The organism is Ruegeria sp. D4 (assembly GCF_056534475.1).
The window spans coordinates 180,382-195,975 of sequence record NZ_JBQFPJ010000003.1; the positions used below are offsets into that span (position 1 = coordinate 180,382).

At 59.8% G+C, this 15,594-nt stretch carries 19 protein-coding genes; 4 read left to right on the forward strand and 15 right to left on the reverse strand.

Annotated features, from left to right (window positions below; all coding sequences use genetic code 11):
- Positions 1-11: 11 nt before the first annotated feature.
- A complete protein-coding gene (locus ACR0MI_RS06790) occupies positions 12-1,154 on the reverse strand; it encodes an alpha-D-ribose 1-methylphosphonate 5-triphosphate diphosphatase (protein WP_170613519.1) in 1,143 nt (380 codons plus the stop codon).
- Between the two features lie 53 nt (positions 1,155-1,207).
- Between ACR0MI_RS06790 and ACR0MI_RS06795 the strand changes: the two genes are divergently transcribed.
- Entirely contained in the window at positions 1,208-1,891 is a 684-nt protein-coding gene (locus tag ACR0MI_RS06795; RefSeq protein WP_170613521.1) for a DUF1045 domain-containing protein, read from the forward strand.
- Here the strand turns inward: ACR0MI_RS06795 and phnN are convergent.
- From phnN to ACR0MI_RS06815, 4 genes are read right to left on the reverse strand one after another with little or no spacing between them, the layout of a single operon-like run.
- Complete coding sequence (gene phnN, locus ACR0MI_RS06800) at positions 1,873-2,421, reverse strand: phosphonate metabolism protein/1,5-bisphosphokinase (PRPP-forming) PhnN (RefSeq protein ID WP_170613523.1); 549 nt, start codon at positions 2,419-2,421, stop codon at positions 1,873-1,875. The two genes, ACR0MI_RS06795 and phnN, sit on opposite strands and share 19 nt — an antisense overlap.
- Positions 2,418-3,101, reverse strand: a complete 684-nt coding sequence (gene phnL / locus ACR0MI_RS06805; protein ID WP_170613525.1) for a phosphonate C-P lyase system protein PhnL — start codon at positions 3,099-3,101, stop codon at positions 2,418-2,420. Before phnL ends, phnN begins: the two co-directional genes overlap by 4 nt.
- A 24-nt stretch (positions 3,102-3,125) precedes the next feature.
- Entirely contained in the window at positions 3,126-3,896 is a 771-nt protein-coding gene (gene phnK, locus ACR0MI_RS06810) for a phosphonate C-P lyase system protein PhnK (protein WP_170613527.1), read from the reverse strand.
- Positions 3,893-4,753, reverse strand: a complete 861-nt coding sequence (locus tag ACR0MI_RS06815) for an alpha-D-ribose 1-methylphosphonate 5-phosphate C-P-lyase PhnJ (protein WP_480440678.1) — start codon at positions 4,751-4,753, stop codon at positions 3,893-3,895. Before ACR0MI_RS06815 ends, phnK begins: the two co-directional genes overlap by 4 nt.
- A gap of 13 nt (positions 4,754-4,766) precedes the next feature.
- Here ACR0MI_RS06815 and ACR0MI_RS06820 point away from each other — a divergent pair, with 13 nt between their 5' ends.
- A complete protein-coding gene (locus ACR0MI_RS06820) occupies positions 4,767-5,009 on the forward strand; it encodes a hypothetical protein (RefSeq protein WP_480853964.1) in 243 nt (80 codons plus the stop codon).
- Positions 5,010-5,015: 6 nt separating this feature from the next.
- Here ACR0MI_RS06820 and ACR0MI_RS06825 read toward each other — a convergent pair whose 3' ends face one another.
- Genes ACR0MI_RS06825 through phnG form a run of 4 tightly spaced genes read right to left on the reverse strand, consistent with a single transcriptional unit; the run spans position 5,016 to position 7,737 of the window.
- Positions 5,016-5,612 (reverse strand): HAD family hydrolase, encoded by a 597-nt coding sequence (locus tag ACR0MI_RS06825; protein ID WP_170613529.1) that lies wholly within the window; start codon positions 5,610-5,612, stop codon positions 5,016-5,018.
- Positions 5,609-6,700: a carbon-phosphorus lyase complex subunit PhnI gene (locus ACR0MI_RS06830; RefSeq protein WP_170613531.1), complete on the reverse strand. Its 1,092-nt coding sequence runs from the start codon at positions 6,698-6,700 to the stop codon at positions 5,609-5,611. The genes ACR0MI_RS06825 and ACR0MI_RS06830 overlap by 4 nt, the downstream gene beginning before the upstream one ends.
- A 3-nt stretch (positions 6,701-6,703) precedes the next feature.
- Positions 6,704-7,279, reverse strand: coding sequence for a phosphonate C-P lyase system protein PhnH (gene phnH / locus ACR0MI_RS06835; RefSeq protein ID WP_170613533.1), 576 nt, complete (start codon positions 7,277-7,279; stop codon positions 6,704-6,706).
- Positions 7,276-7,737: a phosphonate C-P lyase system protein PhnG gene (phnG, locus tag ACR0MI_RS06840; protein ID WP_170613535.1), complete on the reverse strand. Its 462-nt coding sequence runs from the start codon at positions 7,735-7,737 to the stop codon at positions 7,276-7,278. Before phnG ends, phnH begins: the two co-directional genes overlap by 4 nt.
- A gap of 103 nt (positions 7,738-7,840) precedes the next feature.
- On the opposite strand from phnG, the gene phnF reads away from it, so the two are divergent.
- Entirely contained in the window at positions 7,841-8,551 is a 711-nt protein-coding gene (gene phnF / locus ACR0MI_RS06845) for a phosphonate metabolism transcriptional regulator PhnF (protein ID WP_170613537.1), read from the forward strand.
- Between the two features lie 156 nt (positions 8,552-8,707).
- On the opposite strand, the gene ACR0MI_RS06850 is transcribed toward phnF, so the two are convergent.
- The 5 genes from ACR0MI_RS06850 to phnC all read right to left on the reverse strand — a co-directional run bounded on the left by ACR0MI_RS06850 (position 8,708) and on the right by phnC (position 13,454).
- Positions 8,708-9,325 (reverse strand): LbetaH domain-containing protein, encoded by a 618-nt coding sequence (locus tag ACR0MI_RS06850; protein ID WP_170613539.1) that lies wholly within the window; start codon positions 9,323-9,325, stop codon positions 8,708-8,710.
- 24 nt (positions 9,326-9,349) lie between these two features.
- Complete coding sequence (gene phnE / locus ACR0MI_RS06855; RefSeq protein ID WP_170613541.1) at positions 9,350-10,717, reverse strand: phosphonate ABC transporter, permease protein PhnE; 1,368 nt, start codon at positions 10,715-10,717, stop codon at positions 9,350-9,352.
- Entirely contained in the window at positions 10,714-11,595 is an 882-nt protein-coding gene (phnE, locus tag ACR0MI_RS06860; protein WP_155148826.1) for a phosphonate ABC transporter, permease protein PhnE, read from the reverse strand. The genes phnE (ACR0MI_RS06855) and phnE (ACR0MI_RS06860) overlap by 4 nt, the downstream gene beginning before the upstream one ends.
- 66 nt (positions 11,596-11,661) lie before the next feature.
- Positions 11,662-12,564, reverse strand: coding sequence for a phosphonate ABC transporter substrate-binding protein (gene phnD, locus ACR0MI_RS06865; protein ID WP_155148824.1), 903 nt, complete (start codon positions 12,562-12,564; stop codon positions 11,662-11,664).
- Between the two features lie 68 nt (positions 12,565-12,632).
- Positions 12,633-13,454 carry a phosphonate ABC transporter ATP-binding protein gene (gene phnC / locus ACR0MI_RS06870; RefSeq protein ID WP_170613543.1) on the reverse strand — a complete coding sequence of 274 codons (822 nt, stop codon included), beginning with the start codon at positions 13,452-13,454 and terminating at the stop codon, positions 12,633-12,635.
- 207 nt (positions 13,455-13,661) lie between these two features.
- On the opposite strand from phnC, the gene rpe reads away from it, so the two are divergent.
- Positions 13,662-14,348 carry a ribulose-phosphate 3-epimerase gene (gene rpe, locus ACR0MI_RS06875; protein ID WP_170613545.1) on the forward strand — a complete coding sequence of 229 codons (687 nt, stop codon included), beginning with the start codon at positions 13,662-13,664 and terminating at the stop codon, positions 14,346-14,348.
- Positions 14,349-14,479: 131 nt separating this feature from the next.
- Here the strand turns inward: rpe and ACR0MI_RS06880 are convergent, their stop codons facing one another.
- Positions 14,480-15,418: a transferrin-binding protein-like solute binding protein gene (locus tag ACR0MI_RS06880; protein ID WP_170815896.1), complete on the reverse strand. Its 939-nt coding sequence runs from the start codon at positions 15,416-15,418 to the stop codon at positions 14,480-14,482.
- Positions 15,419-15,594: the final 176 nt, after the last annotated feature.

Here is a 15,594-nt window from a genome sequence, read left to right on the forward strand (position 1 = left end):
ACCCTGCCGCTCTAAGCGACGCGGCGCCCTCGCGACCAAGCCGCGCTCAGCGCCGGAATACCATCGCGCAGGCGAAAGCGGATCAGATCGGCACGCAAACCCGCGCGCAGTTCACCCCGATCGGCCAGACCGGCGGCCTGCGCGGGGGTCTGTGTCACTGTCTTCAGGCCCTGCGCCATGTTGCCCCACAGCTCACCCAGCATCGTGGCGGACAGCAGCAGCGCCGACGGCACGTAGTCCGAAGACAGAATATCCAGATGTCCAAGTTCGGCCAGATCACGGGCGGCCACATTGCCCGAATGCGAACCACCCCGGATCACGTTCGGCGCGCCCATCATAACCTTGATGTCATGCGCATGGCAGGCCTGCGCCGCCTCGACCGTTGTGGGAAACTCGGCCAGACGAATGCCGTGACCGGCTGAGATACGAACCTGATCTGCTGTGGTGTCGTCATGGCTGGCAAGAACCGCACCGAACCTACGGGCGGCCTTGACCGCCTCGGTTTCGTGTTTGTCACCATTGCGTTCCCGCAGCCCCCTGAGCTGGGCCACGTGCCGCGTGAACATCGCGTCATCCATCGCGTATTTGCCCTTCAGATAGGCTTCAAGCTTGTTCATGTCCCGGAACTGCCGCTGCCCCGGCGTATGATCCATCAGCGAGACCAGCCCGACACGATCTTCGGGGCCGAATTCGGCCAACTCCTCGATCAGCGTTTCCGAACAGACCTCGGCCCGCAAATGCAGAAAATGGCTGATCTTCAATGCGTCCTGCTCGCGCAACTGCCACAGCTCGCGCGACAAACCCCGGGCATATTTTCCGTAACGCCCCGCGCCCGAAGGTATGGAACCCACGCGCATGGCATCAAAGACGGTCGTAATGCCGGTGCTAGCAAGTTCCGCATCATGGGCAATGATGGCCGCGGCGTGCGGCCAGTGTACGTTTGGACGCGGCTGAATGTGACGCTCCAGATTGTCGGTATGCAATTCGACAAGACCGGGGCTGACGTAATCGCCTTCGCAATCCGCCGCCCCCTTGGGGACTGCCACCCCAGTATCGACCTGAGCAATGGTTTCGCCGAGGATGCGAATGCTGCCCGTAACCGTTTCATCGGGCAAAACAAGCGTCGCATTGGCAAGGATCAATTCTTCTGTCATCTGAACTTCACGCAGTTTGGGCTATGGATCGGCCACACAGGTAGGAGGCCAATGTGACATTCACGCGATACGCGATCTATTTTGCGCCACCCGGCGACGCGGACTGGACAAGGTTCGCAACAAGCTGGTTGGGTTGGAACATGGAAACGGGCTCCGTGGCAGCGCATCCGTCCGTGGACGGCGTTGACGTAGCCACCGTCACCGAGGTTCCGCGCAAATACGGCCTGCATGCGACGATGAAACCGCCCTTCCGCCTGCACAAAACCCGAACAGCCGCAGAACTGCAGGACGCCTGCATACGACTGGCGGCATCCTACGCTCCGGTCAAGTTGGAGGGTCTGGAGATTGCGCGGCTCGGCCGCTTCCTCGCCCTGTGCCCCTTGGGAGACACCGCGAAACTTGGCGAACTGGCCGCCGCTTGTGTTCGCGATCTTGATACGTTCCGCGCCCCTGCGACCGACGCGGATCTGGCCCGCCGTCGTGGCAACGGCCTGACACCGGAACAGGACGCCAATCTGGTCAACTGGGGCTACCCTTACGTGTTGGATTCGTTCCGATTTCACATCACGCTTAGCGGCAAACTGGACAAACCCACCCTTCGCAGCGTTCAGGCAGCGCTTGCAACACACCTTGAACCGATGCTGCCAAACCCGTTTCGGATCGACGACTTGGCATTGGTGGGCGAGGCTGAAGACGGTCGGTTCCATCTGATCCATCGCTACGCTCTTTCCGGCTGAAGCCGGGACAGGATCTCATCCACTGTGGCATCAAGGGGCCCTGAGTTGTCGATTTCGATCACCCGGTTCAAACCTTCGGGCAGCGGAGCCTCCGCCCGACCCAGACGACGCGCTTGTTCCGCTGCACTTTCACGTCCGCGCGCCGACAGGCGTTGTGCCAGAACGTCCGGATCTGCGGTCAGCGTCACGACAATCAGCTCACCAAACACATCCTGCGCCTGCAACAGGACCGCACGCGACAGGTTGACCAGCAACGCCTCGGCCCTGCGGCGCTGATCCGCGACCCCGCCCGGAATTCCGTACTGCAACCCATGGGCGCACCAATGCAGCGCAAACGCGCCATCCTGTGCCATTAGTCGGAACATCTCGACCGGAACACGTTCGAAATCTTCACCGCCTTCGCCTTCGGGTCGCGTGATCACCCGCCGCACCCGCTGAATGCCGTCCACCCGCGCCTCCAACGCCTCCATCACACTGTCCTTGCCCACACCCGAAGGGCCAACAATCGCTATGACGGGGGCCAAGGTCATGCAGCCACCCCCGGCGTGAAATCCGAGACGTTGACCTCGCGATCGCACACCCGCTCCCGCGCCGCGACATCGTGGAAAATCCCGACAATCGCAGCGCCGCGCTCCTTCGCCTCCTGGATCAGCGACAGGACGGTTTCACGATTTTGCGCATCCAGACTGGCTGTAGGCTCGTCCAGCAGCATGGCAGGATATTCATGCGCAAGACCACGCGCGATGTTCACCCGCTGCTGTTCGCCGCCCGAAAATGTCGTCGGGCTGAGTGTCCAAAGGCGTTCGGGAATACTCAGACGCCGCAGCAACCCGGCCGCGCGGTCCAAGGCCGCCTGCCTGTCGCAGCCAACCGCCAACAACGGCTCGGCCACTACCTCAAGCGTCGGCACCCGGGGCACCACGCGCAGGAACTGGCTGACATAGCCCAACGTCTCTCGCCGTAACGCCAAAATCTCGCGCGGTTCAGCCCGCGCCACATCCACCCCGCCGACCCGCACCTGACCCGAGGCGGCCAGATAATTTCCGTAGATCAGCCGCATCAGGGTCGACTTGCCCGCTCCGGAGGCTCCGGTCAGGGCCACGCATTCACCCGGTCCGACTTGCAGACAGGCACCTTCCATCACCGGGATCACCGCGCCGCCCTGATTGTGCAGGGTGAAGCTCTTGCTCACGTTGACTAACTCAATCATCGCACTTCATCTTTTCCCAAATAGTCAAACCTGCAGAACGCTCGACACAAGCAGCTGCGTATAGGCGTGTTGCGGGTCGTCCAGCACCTGATCCGTCAACCCAGCTTCGACCACGCGACCATCCTTCATCACTATCAGCCGGTCTGCCAGCAGGCGCACCACGGCCAGATCATGGGTGACAATAATGGCGCTAAGCCCCATTTCACGCACAAGCCCACGCAGCAGATCCAGCAGACGCGCCTGAACCGAGACATCCAGTCCGCCGGTTGGCTCATCCATGAACACCAGCCGCGGTCCGGTCACCAGATTCCGCGCGATCTGCAACCGCTGCTGCATCCCGCCCGAAAACGCGGTCGGGCGGTCATCGACACGCTCTGCCTCGATTTCGACCCGGCCCAGCCAGTCGATGGCCTTGTGGCGGATATTGCCGTAGTGACGATCGCCGACCGCCATCAGCCGCTCGCCGATATTGCCGCCGGCACTGACCGACATGCGCAAACCATCCCGCGCATGCTGATGCACAAAAGCCCAGTCGGTACGGCCAAGCATCCGACGTTCGGGTTCCGACATGGTAACGGTGTCAACCGGTCCATTCGCCCGAGTTTCAAAGATCACCTGACCCGCATCCGGTTCCAGATGCCCCGCCAGGCAGTTCAGAAGGGTCGACTTGCCTGACCCGCTTTCGCCCACGATCCCCATCACCTCGCCAGGGTAGAGGTCGAAGCTTACATCCATGCACCCGATCCGTGCACCATAGCGTTTCCGGATGCCTTTGACCTGCAACAAAGGGGTCATGCCGCGCTCTCCTCAGCCAATCGGCCCACATGGCCTGCCTCACGGCGTGACCGGCAATAGTCAGTGTCAGAACAAACAAACATCCGGTTGCCCGCATCATCCATGATCACCTCGTCCAGATAGCTGTCCTCGGCCCCGCACAGATTGCACGGATGGTCGGCCTTCGTCGCTTCAAACGGATGGTCTTCGAAATCGAGGCTCACGACTTTGGTGTGCGGCGGGACCGCGTAAATCCGCTGCTCCCGGCCCGCGCCAAACAGCTGGATCGCATCCATTTCAAGCTTGGGGTTGTCGAATTTCGGGATCGGCGACGGGTCCATGACATAGCGGCCCGACACCTTGACCGGATAGGCATACGCGGTCGAAATCGCGCCGTGCTGGCTGATATCCTCATACAGCTTCACATGCATAAGCCCGTATTCCTCAAGGCTGTGCATCTTGCGCGTCTCTGTCTCGCGCGGCTCCAGAAAACGCAGCGGCTCCGGGATCGGCACCTGATAGACAAGTATCTGATCTTTGGTCAGCTTCGCCTCGGGGATGCGGTGGCGGGTCTGAATGACTGTGGCCTTGGCCGTCTCTTCGGTTGTCGCGACGCCCGCCGTATTCTCGAAGAACTTGCGGATCGACACCGCATTCGTCGTGTCATCCGCGCCCTGATCGATCACTTTGAACGTGTCATCAGGCGTCAACGTCGCCGCTGAAACCTGCACACCCCCGGTGCCCCAGCCGTAAGGCATCGGCATTTCACGGCTGGCAAACGGCACCTGATAGCCCGGAATGGCAAGGCCTTTGAGGATGGCCCGGCGTATCATTCGCTTGGTTTGTTCGTCCAGATATGCGAAGTTATACTCAGTCATTTGGCGTATCGTTTTGTTTTTTGGTGTTTTTGTGGACGTAATGTTAATTGGTTCGTTCTTATTGATCGTTTTCTTCTATTTGCTTTGGCACACCCGCCATGCAAAACGGCGACGTGAGGCGCAACAACGCGACCCAACAGACGAATGGAGCGCGATCGGCGCTCCGACGCAGACCTCTCTCGGCAAAAATCCGCCAGCCCGCGCGGATACACCGGAGCGTTCCCCAGCTCACTTCGCCCCGGACGGACAATCCTGAACCCCGTCACAGGAAACCCCTTTCGGTCAGTTCTGCCTCCAGCGCCCGCGGCGTCGTAAAGTGAATACCATCCATGCCAACCGCACGCGCGCCTTCGACATTGTGCAGACCGTCATCGATGAACACACACTCCTCGGGCGCAATACCGGCACGAGCGCAAAGCAGTTCGAAAATTCGCGCGTCGGGCTTCATCACGCCCTCCTGCCCCGAAACGACCAATGTTCCGAACACCTCGCCCAGACGCGGGTGCACCTTCAGTCCTTCTGGCCAGGTTTCGGCTGACCAGTTGGTGATGGCATGAACTGGAGTACCCTGCGCCCTGAGCCGGTCCAGAACATCCCAGGTTCCATGGATCGCGTTTTCAACGGTACGCGTGTACAATCCTACATATGCCGCAAAAAGGCGCTGGTCCTGCGGATCGTCAAGTTCCTGTGCCAGATCGGCAAAACGCTCGCCATTGTCTCCGCGCGCATTGCGCGCCAGGAAGTCCGTACGTTCGATAAACGCATGTGCGGCGTCTTCCGACCCAAGCGCCTCGGCCCAGGCCAGATGCGGTTTCCAGTCGACCAGTACACCGCCAATATCAAAAACAACCGCCTTCATTCTGCTGCCTCCTTCCCTGTAATCCGTTCTTCGGCTTCCCGGCGCAGTTTTCGCACCAATTCCAGTTCAGACTGGAAATCCACGTAGTGCGGCAACTTGATATGCTCGAGAAAGCCCGTGGCCTGAATGTTGTCCGCGTGGCTCAGAACAAACTCCTCGTCCTGGGCCGGGGCGCCCAGATCGTCCTCGCCCAGTTCTTTCCAGCGCAGGGCACGGTCAACCAGAGCCATTGCGATGGACTTTCGCTCGGACTGGCCGAAGACCAGACCATAGCCGCGCGTAAACTGCGGCGGTTCGGTTTTGGACCCTTTGAACTGGTTCACCGTTTCGCATTCGGTCAGTTCGACCTCGCCAATCTCGATGGAAAAGCCCAACTCTGGGATGTCCATCTCGACCGCGACCTTGCCAATCCGCAACTCTCCCACGAACGCATGATTGCGGGCATAGCCGCGCTGGGTCGAGTAAGCCATGCCCAGCACAAACCCCTCATCCCCGCGCGTTAGGGATTGCAGGCGCAGTGGCCGGTTAGACGGGAACTCCATCGGCTCGCGTGTCAGGTCTCCCGGTGTCTCGTCGCTGGGCGGTTCATCCTGAATGATATCCTCACCCTTCAGGAATTCGGTGATATGCGGTGTTGGTTCCTGCCTGGCAGACCCTTCGGGCGCAGCAGCCACCTCTCCGTCAGCGGCCAGTTTGAAATCCAGCAGACGGTGCGTGTAATCAAAAGTCGGCCCAAGAACTTGTCCACCCGGCGCATCCTTGAAGGTGGCCGAGATGCGGCGATCACATGCCATGCCACCCGTCTCAACCGGACTGGAATAACCAAACCGCGGCAGTGTCGTGCGATAGGCCCGGATCAGGAAAATCGCCTCGATCAGATCACCGCGCGCCTGTTTGATCGCCAGCGCCGCAAGATCTGGATCGAACAGGGACCCTTCGGCCATCACGCGGTTCACGGCGAGGCTCAGTTGTTCCCGGATCTGCGCAAGGCTCAGCTCGGTAACATCCGTTGATCCGCGCCGTTCCTCGGCCAACCAGGCATGGGCGTTTTCGATGGCTTTCTCGCCACCTTTGACAGCAACATACATCGCTTAACCCTCTGCCCTGATCTGCGTGCTGCGCGGCAACGCCGCGACCTGGGTGCCACAGGTGAAAAAGAAGTCACATCCCAGCGGGTAGAGCGCCGCATTGCCTTGCAAAGCCGAGACGTCCGGCAGCGACAGATGCGCCACCTCCTTGATGCCCGGCCCGCTGAGTGCCGCGCCCTGCTGTTCGAGCGCGTCGCATTCCACGATCAGCGTGGCAGACCGGTCGGGATATTCCGGCGTGCCAATCCGGTAGGAGTTCAGCGGCATGAGATCTTCCCAGCGGCCAACCGAGAAATCGGCCTCGGCCGCGGGAACAATCGGCGCTCCGGTATGGAAGGTCAGCCATTTCCGCACCGCTTCGGTATCAGCCTCCCCAGCAAGGTGAACGCGGGTTTCAGGATCACATAGGGTCAACAGCAACGTACCCGCCGCTATGGACAAAGGTGCAGGGGGTTCAGCACCAGTCAGGTCACGCACCTCTCCGGGTCGCGCCATGACGGTCATTGCCGCACGAAAGGCATGTGCGGCATCAATCGGCGCATTTAGGAACCCACCCGAGAATTGGGTTTGCGCGCTCATTGATTTTCTCCGCGTACCATGGTGAAGAACTCGACTTTGGTGGCCGCTGCCTTGGCCGCACGTGCCGTCTTGGTGGCCTGCATCTCCCGTGCGAGCGGATCAATCACTTTTGCCCGGACCATGTCGGCAGACCCGGTCTGCATCAGCGCATCGACCAGAGCCGCCGTTCGGGCCTTATCCCGGGATCGGCCCTGAACATAGCCGTGCCCGACCGTGCCATCCTCCAGCACCAGTGAGCATCGCGTCACTGTCATCTCACCCAGATTAAACGGGGCACCCGTGCCACCCGTGCGACCGCGCACCATGACGCCACCGATTTCGGGCGCACGCAGCCATTCATATGTCGGGTTCAGCTGCAGGCCGTCCCATAGCGCCATCAGGGCATCCTGCGGCGCCCGGGCCAGCACACCCATCCATGCCTGCCTGGTTTCGGCTGATTTATCTGTCTGTTCCACCATCAAAGCCTCTTGGCCAGGTTGTCTATTTTTACTATACAACTAGACAAATATTACACCTGTTGATCTCGAGTCGCAATCTCCGCAGCCGTGAAGTTTTTATGACATGAGCAAAACACCGATCTGGAAAAGCATCGCCCTGACCCTGACCTCGGACATAGCCGAGGGCCGCTACAACACCGGCGACCGCCTGCCGACCGAAGCGCAATTGGCCGCAACCCATGGCGTAAACCGGCATACCGTTCGACGGGCTTTGTCCGATCTGGCCGAGCATGGGTTGGTCCACGCCCGGCGCGGTGCAGGCGTGTTTGTTTCGGCCCGCCCCACCGACTACCCGATTGGCAAACGTGTCAGATATCACAAGAACATCTCGGCCAGCGGCAAGATCCCGGGCAAACGGGTACTGGCCCTGACGACCCGCACATCTGATGAGGCCGAAGCGGAAGCGCTCGGCCTGCAAACAGGTGACCCGGTTCATGTCTATGACGGCTTGTCTCTGGCTGACGGGCAACCTGTGGGTCTGTTTCAGAGCGTCTTTCCGGCAGAGCGATTTCCCGACCTACTGGACGCCCTGTCCGAAAACGCATCGGTGACAAAGGCCCTGCAAACCTGCGGTGTACCGGATTACACCCGTATTTCGACCCGCCTGACCGCGCGGTCCGCCAGCGCAACGCAGGCACTGCATTTGCATTTGACCGAAGGTGCCCCCGTGCTGCATTCGCTGGGGATAAACGCTGATCCTGACGGACAGCCCGTTGAATATGGCAAGACCGTATTCGCGGGTGAGCGCGTAACACTAACCCTAAGCGAAGAATAAAACGGGATTGCTCCCGCCCGTCTTCAACCTCCTGACGGAGGCCTCATCCCGTTGGGCATAGCGCCGCGCAATGCGCGGCGCCGGGCCCAAGGCCGCCAAGGGGCGTCGGCGCAGCCGATGTCCCCGCAGGCGCGGGAGCCGTCTTGGCTGACTTGATCACGCCTCGTGTTTTTCCAGAAATGCTTCGGCAGACATGGCACGGAAATCTGGCAGGGCAATACGAAGCCTGCTGTTGTCCCAATCCCACCAGGCCAGTGCCATCATGCGATCTGCAATATCCTCGGGAAAGCGACGACACACTGGTTGTGCAGTCACACCAGCAACAATCGTGTATGGCGCTACATCCTTGGTGACAATCGCACCAGAGGCGACGACCGCGCCATGGCCGATGGTAACCTCGGGCTTGATGATCGCGGCATGACCAATCCACGTGTCATGGCCGATAAACGCTGTGCGACCCGCGCGATGGGCAAACCAGTCGGCATCGTCCTCGGCATCGTCCCAATAGTCAGCTGACCGATAGTGGAAATGATGCAGCGAGGCTTTCTCCATCGGATGATCGGTCGCCCCGATCCGAGTGAAGCTGGCGATGTTCGCAAACTTGCCGATCCGGGCATTGGCGATGTCGCAGGTCCGGTCGCAATAGGAGTAATCGCCGAACTCGGAATTCGCCACGCGGGTACCGGCACCGATCTCGACAAACTCGCCAAAGGTGCTGCCGGCAATCTGGCAATCGGGATGGATGAACGGCTGGTCGGAACGCAGTCGCGCCATGGTCTTTTTGTCCTTGTTCTTAGGTCACGGCAATAGGAACGGCTTGCCCTTGCGATCCCGCGGTTTGCGCGTCTTTCCGGTTTCACCCTGGATCAGACGTCGGCGCAGCCAGCCCGAGAACCAATCCATCAACATCACCATCAGGATGATCAGGACGATGTAATAGGCGACCTCTTCCCAGTCTTTTTGCGTGATGATGGCCTGCGTCAGCAGCAGGCCGATCCCGCCGCCGGTGATCGCACCGATCACGGTAGCGCTGCGGGTGTTGGATTCGAGGAAGTAAAGCAACTGGCTCAACAACACCGGAGTGATCTGCGGGATCACCCCAAAGCGATAGCGCTGTGGCGCGTTCGCTCCGGTGGATTGCACGCCTTCGATCTGCTTCTGATCCACATTTTCCAACGCCTCCGAGAAAATCTTGCCGAATGTGCCTGTGTCCGTCACCAGAATGGCCAGTGCCCCCGTCAACGGGCCGGGACCAAAGGCCCGGGCCAGAACAACCGTCCAGATCAATGCGTCCACGCCACGGACAAAATCGAACACCCGGCGCGTGATAAAGCGTACCGACCGCAACGGATTGAAATTGCGCGTCGCCATGAAGGCCAGCGGCAATGCGATCAGGCCAGCCCCAAGGGTTCCCAGAAAGGCCATCAGAATGGTCTCAAAGATCGCCCAGGCCACATCTTGATGCCGCCACATCTTGTTGGTCCAGAAGTCATTGAAGATCGCACCGGCTTCACCTGATGCGGCACGCCCCATCAACTCCGAGAAGGATTTTCCGTAATACGGGCTATCCAGCGTGAACCAGAACAGCTCCCAACCAGTGAAATAGCGGAATACTTCTGATCGGTTGCGGGTAACCGTCAGACGGCCCGCATCCGTCGTGATCGCCAAACGGTTCTTGGAGACATTGATCCATTCAGGCACATCCTCTGACGGCAATTCCGCCTGCACGCCAGCGGATCGGCTGGGTGTCGCGCGTACCCTACCATAACCCGGGATGTCGTACTCGACCGTCTCAGGACCAAAGCGCACAACGTGTCCGTCTTCCAGATCGATTACGGTCGTCTCACCCAACGCGACCCAATCCGGCGCGGTCCCCTCGGGATAGGCACCCTTGCGCTCACCCTCGATGGCAACCGAAACTTCACCATTGCGGTTGTCGCGCTCGACATGGGTTTTGTAGCTGTAGCTATCCGAAACCAGCGTCTTGCCGTTTTCCCAATTGGCGCGTTCGGCCAGCCCTGGCACGTCAAAGGCAAAGAAGACATAGATCAGGTACAGGACAACCAATCCCGGCAATCCAAAGTTCACGATACGCTTGCGGCTGAACAGGCGGTCGGCCTCGGCCTTGAGGTCATCTATCGACAGGTCGGTGGCAAAGGTACTCATGCCGTAGCTCCTTTTTCCGACCCGTGGGTCAGGCGGTCGCGCAGCAGCCCGGACAGCTGATCCACGATAACGATGGTGACGAAAAGCAGGATGAAGATGGCCGCGGCCTCATCGTAACGCCCCTGCCCCCAGGACATGGCGTTGCGCAACTCGTAGCCCAGACCACCCGCACCGACGAAGCCCAGAATGGCCGAGGCGCGAATGTTGATCTCAAAACGCAGCAGGGCGTAGCTGACATAATTCGGACCGACTTGCGGGATCACGCCCAGATACATGCGTTGTGACCAGTTGGCTCCGACCGACTGCAATCCTTCCACCGGTTTGAGCGAGGCGTTTTCATTGACCTCCGAGAACAGCTTGCCCAGCGCACCCGCCGTGTGAATGGCAATGGCGATCATCGCCGGGATCGGGCCACCACCCAGAATGAAGATCAGAACCAGTGCAATCACGATCTCGGGAATGGCGCGGAAGATATCCGAGATCCGGCGGAAGACCGGGATCAGGGATGGCCAAAGCGCCATGCCCCGCGTCGACATCAGCGCCAGAAACGTTCCGCCGATGGTCCCAACCAAAGTTGCCGCCGCCGCGATGTTCAGTGTCTCGATCAATGCGGGAAAAAACTCGACAAGGTTCGCCGGCATAGCGCCGATCTTTTCCCAGGCTTCCGACAACACCTCGGCCGGATAGTCCAGAATGCGATGCCAGCCGTCGGTGAAGCTCCCCGCATTGCGGCTGTCGGCAGTGCGGAATCCCGCAGCCATCAAAGCCACGAACAAGATCAGAAGGATACCACCATAGACCCTCTTGCGTCGCGTCATCGCTGTATATTCGTCGCGGATCTGATCGACGCTTTGGGACCCTGCAGTCAGGTCTGTCATGGAATGCTCCTGAGGGGAAAACGGGGTCCGGTATCGAACCAGACCCCGATCATTGGATAGGCAGGCTTAGTTGGACTTAAGCTTGCGTGCTTCGATGATGATTTCGTAGGCGTCATGCGTGATCGGCTCGAACGCTTTTGCCTCACCCGCGGCAACACCGTAGAAGCATTCGCGGTCTTTCTCATGCAGGCCAGCCATCAGGGCAGTCATCTTTTCTTTGACATCCGCAGGCAGCGCGGTGCGCAGAACTACCGGACCTTCCGGGATCGGCTTGGATTTCCAGATTTCGACCATGTCGTTCATGTCGACCAGACCGGCATCAACAGCGCGGCGCAGGGCACCCGAGTTGTAGCCGTCTTCCCAGTTGCCCAGACCGTCAGCCCAGGTAACGCCACCGTCAACGTCGCCATTGTTGACTGCAACGATGGTCTGCTCGTGACCGCCGGTGAACTTCACTTCACCAAAGTAGTCGCCCGAATCCATGGTCGCACCAGTGGCCTGCGGGATTTCGATCGACGGGATCAGATAGCCCGAGGTCGAGTTCGGGTCACCAAAACCAAAGGTCTTGCCCTTCATGTCATCCAGCGAGGTGATGCCGCTGTCCTTGCGTGCAAACCCGATCGAATAGTAGCCGTAGCCGCCGTCGACATTCACTTTGACCAGAACCGGCTCAACCGCCTCAGGATCGCTCAGATAGGTTTTTGCGTAGCCCGACGCGCCCAACCATGCCATGTCGATGGTGCCGCCCAGCAGACCCTGAATAACGCCGTTATAGTCGGCAGGGGCAAACAGCTTGGTCTCAACGCCCAGCGCTTCTTCGGTGTATTCCCGCAGGCACTCGTTGTTGTTCAGACGGTCCTGAGCGTTTTCGCCGCCCAGAATACCGATGCGGAATTCGCTGATGTCCTGAGCCATTGCAGGTGCGGCCATGGCAGTGGTCGCAACAAGGGCAGCCATTAGTTTTTTCATCTGTCTCTCTCCAGTTTGATTGCCCCGACCTCTCATCGGGCCGGGCGATGAAAGGTCGTGGGGGTGGCTCAGATGGTGGCCTCGGCTTCCATCAGGGCCTTCTGGGTGGCGCCGAGCGTTTCGATCTCGGTCGATGTCGCCTCTTCCGAGAAGCTGGCGTCGGCGCCATAGATTTCGCGGGCAACCCCGGTGGTCAGCTGCTCGGGCAACCCGTCAAACACGATGCGCCCGTCACGCATGCCAACCACGCGGTCGCAATAGCGGCGCGCGGTGTCCAGCGTGTGAAGGTTTGCGATGACGGTGCGGCCGTCCTCTTCGTGGATACGGCGCAGGGCCTGCATCACGACCTGCGCATTCATCGGGTCCAGCGAGGCGATAGGTTCGTCGGCCAGAATAATCCTGGGATCCTGCATCAGGGCACGTGCGATGGCGACGCGTTGCTGCTGCCCCCCCGACAGGGCCTCAGCCCGCTTTGGCGCATGTTCGGCAATGCCAAGACGATCCATTATGTCGATGGCGCGATGGATATCCTCCATCGGGAACAGGTTGAATATCGTCGCCAGTGTCGAGTGTCGGTTCAGCGTCCCGTGCAGCACGTTCGACACGACATCCATGCGCGGCACCAGATTGAACTGCTGGAAAATCATCGCGCACTCGGCCTGCCAGGACCGTTTTTCCCGGCCTTTCAGTCGGGTAACATCGCGGCCTTCGTACAGAATGCGGCCATTGCTGGAATCGGTTAACCGGTTGAGCATTCGCAACAGCGTCGATTTACCCGCCCCGGACCGGCCGATGATCCCGATCATGCAAGGTTTGTCCACATCCAGCGTTGCCGCATCGACAGCAACGTTGTCACCAAATCGCTTGGTCAGTTTTTCGATACGCAGCACGTGCCACCCCCAAATCGTGTTGGTGGCCAGCTACAGACGGCACTCAACGGGGATGTGTCGGTTCGATGAAAGTTTTGTAACTGCGATCCGTGCTGCAAGTATCGGCCACCCGGCTCCAAGCCCCGCAAACGCGGGATTGGGCCTACCCTTTGGCATCAATCGCGGCTATATGCGCGGGCAACAAGTTACCTGCGCACGAGGCCAGCCATGAGCTTTGACCGTTCCATCAAGATTGCCCCATCCATCCTGTCCGCCGATTTCGCCAATTTCGGACAAGAAATTCAGGCGATCGAGGCCCAGGGCGCCGACTGGGTGCATGTCGATGTGATGGACGGTCATTTTGTGCCGAACCTGACCTTTGGTCCGCCTGCGGTAACGGCATTCCGCCCGCATGTGAAGACAGTGATGGACGTGCATCTGATGATCACGCCGGTCGACCCCTACATTCAGGCTTATGCCGATGCGGGTGCCGACATCCTGACCGCCCATGTCGAGGCAGGCCCACATACGCACCGCACCTTACAGGCGATCCGAGCCGCCGGGATGAAAGCGGGCGTTGCGCTGAACCCGGGAACTCCTGCCGAGGCGGTCGAGCATCTGCTGGACCTGACGGACCTCGTTTGCGTCATGACGGTGAACCCTGGATTTGGTGGCCAGAAATTCATCGATATGACCGCAAAGATCCGCCGCCTGCGGCAGATGATCGGTGATCGCCCGGTTCACATCGAGATTGATGGCGGCGTTGATCCCCAGACGGCACCGTTGGTCGCAGCCGCCGGGGCGGACGTACTGGTCGCCGGTTCCGCCGTATTCAAGGGCGGCTCGGTCTCCCGACCCGAAGTATACGGTGCAAACATTCAGGCAGTCCGGGCGGCCGCAAACTCCGCACTCTAGGCGTCATCGCGGCCAGAGAACCCTGGGGAACTCTTGGCAACGAAACCCAAGCCCGCATGTAACAGGCTTGGGACACCGGCATTCAGCCCTGATAGCAAGAGCCTTTACACAGGAAGGCTCTTGCAGGGTGATCAATCTGCGCCGAACGCTCCGATATAAGACACACCGTTCGCGCCAGTGGTCTGGAATGTTCCGCCAACTTCTTCCGCATTGGGGCCGTAGAAAACACCATGGGCCTGACCGCTGGTTCCCGAACCGGCGACATTCGCCACGAACCCCGAGTTCGAAACGCTGCCGGTACCTGCGAAATCCAGCTCTGGGGCGAGACCGGTGCCCCCTCCGACCAGCAGGCTGTCTGCCACGGTATTGGTGCTGCTCATCGAAACGGTGGAGAAATCTGTCGACACATTGACTTCGGAAACCGTCTGATAGTGGGTTCCATCGGCGCGCCGTGCAATCCCGGTGCTGGCACCCTGATAGCTGGCGGTCTGCCCGCGCGGCATGTCGGCGGTCGGCGTAACCGAGCCATAGGACCCGGCGCCCGCAGTACCGGACGGCTGGTTCCGGTCATGCAACCACGCGCCAAAGGTCTGATACTCGAACCGTGTCCGGGTTGGGTCCAGAATGGTTGCACCGGAATTCAAATCCGGAGAGTTGAAGGTGACCGCTGCCGTACCCTGATCAATCCTGTCACCATTGCGGCTGTCCAGATTGAAACTGGATCCCCCCGAAACAGCCGTCGCCGCAACGATGTTTCCGCCGCTTGTAATCAGCGTCAGATCCGATGGAATCGGGCCAGTCTGGTTTTGAACGATGACTTGACCATTCACCTGATTTGACGAATACGCCTGCACGACTGCCCTGCCATTCAAGGTTGCAGTGCCATCCTGCGGCAGATTGATTTTCTGCGCCAGCGTTGTTGAAATCGGCCCTTCGGCAGAATTTCCACCACCAGAGGACGAATCACCACCGCCGCCGCCATCAAAATCAAGACCGGCGGCTCCGCCGCATGCGCCAAGGAATAATACGGGGATGAATGCTGCAATCAGGCAACGTGTTTGGGAATTCATAACTGCTCCATAGTCAAATCTGAAACGGCACATTAGTTACTCACCCATAAGGCGCAAGTGATGCCGCCCGTGCAATCTATAGGATATGTTTTTGTTGTTGAAAATGCGACAGGCACCGTGGGCCGAATTGACGCAAAAGTTTGTTTTCACGGCAAAAATGCTTTCCCGCAACAACA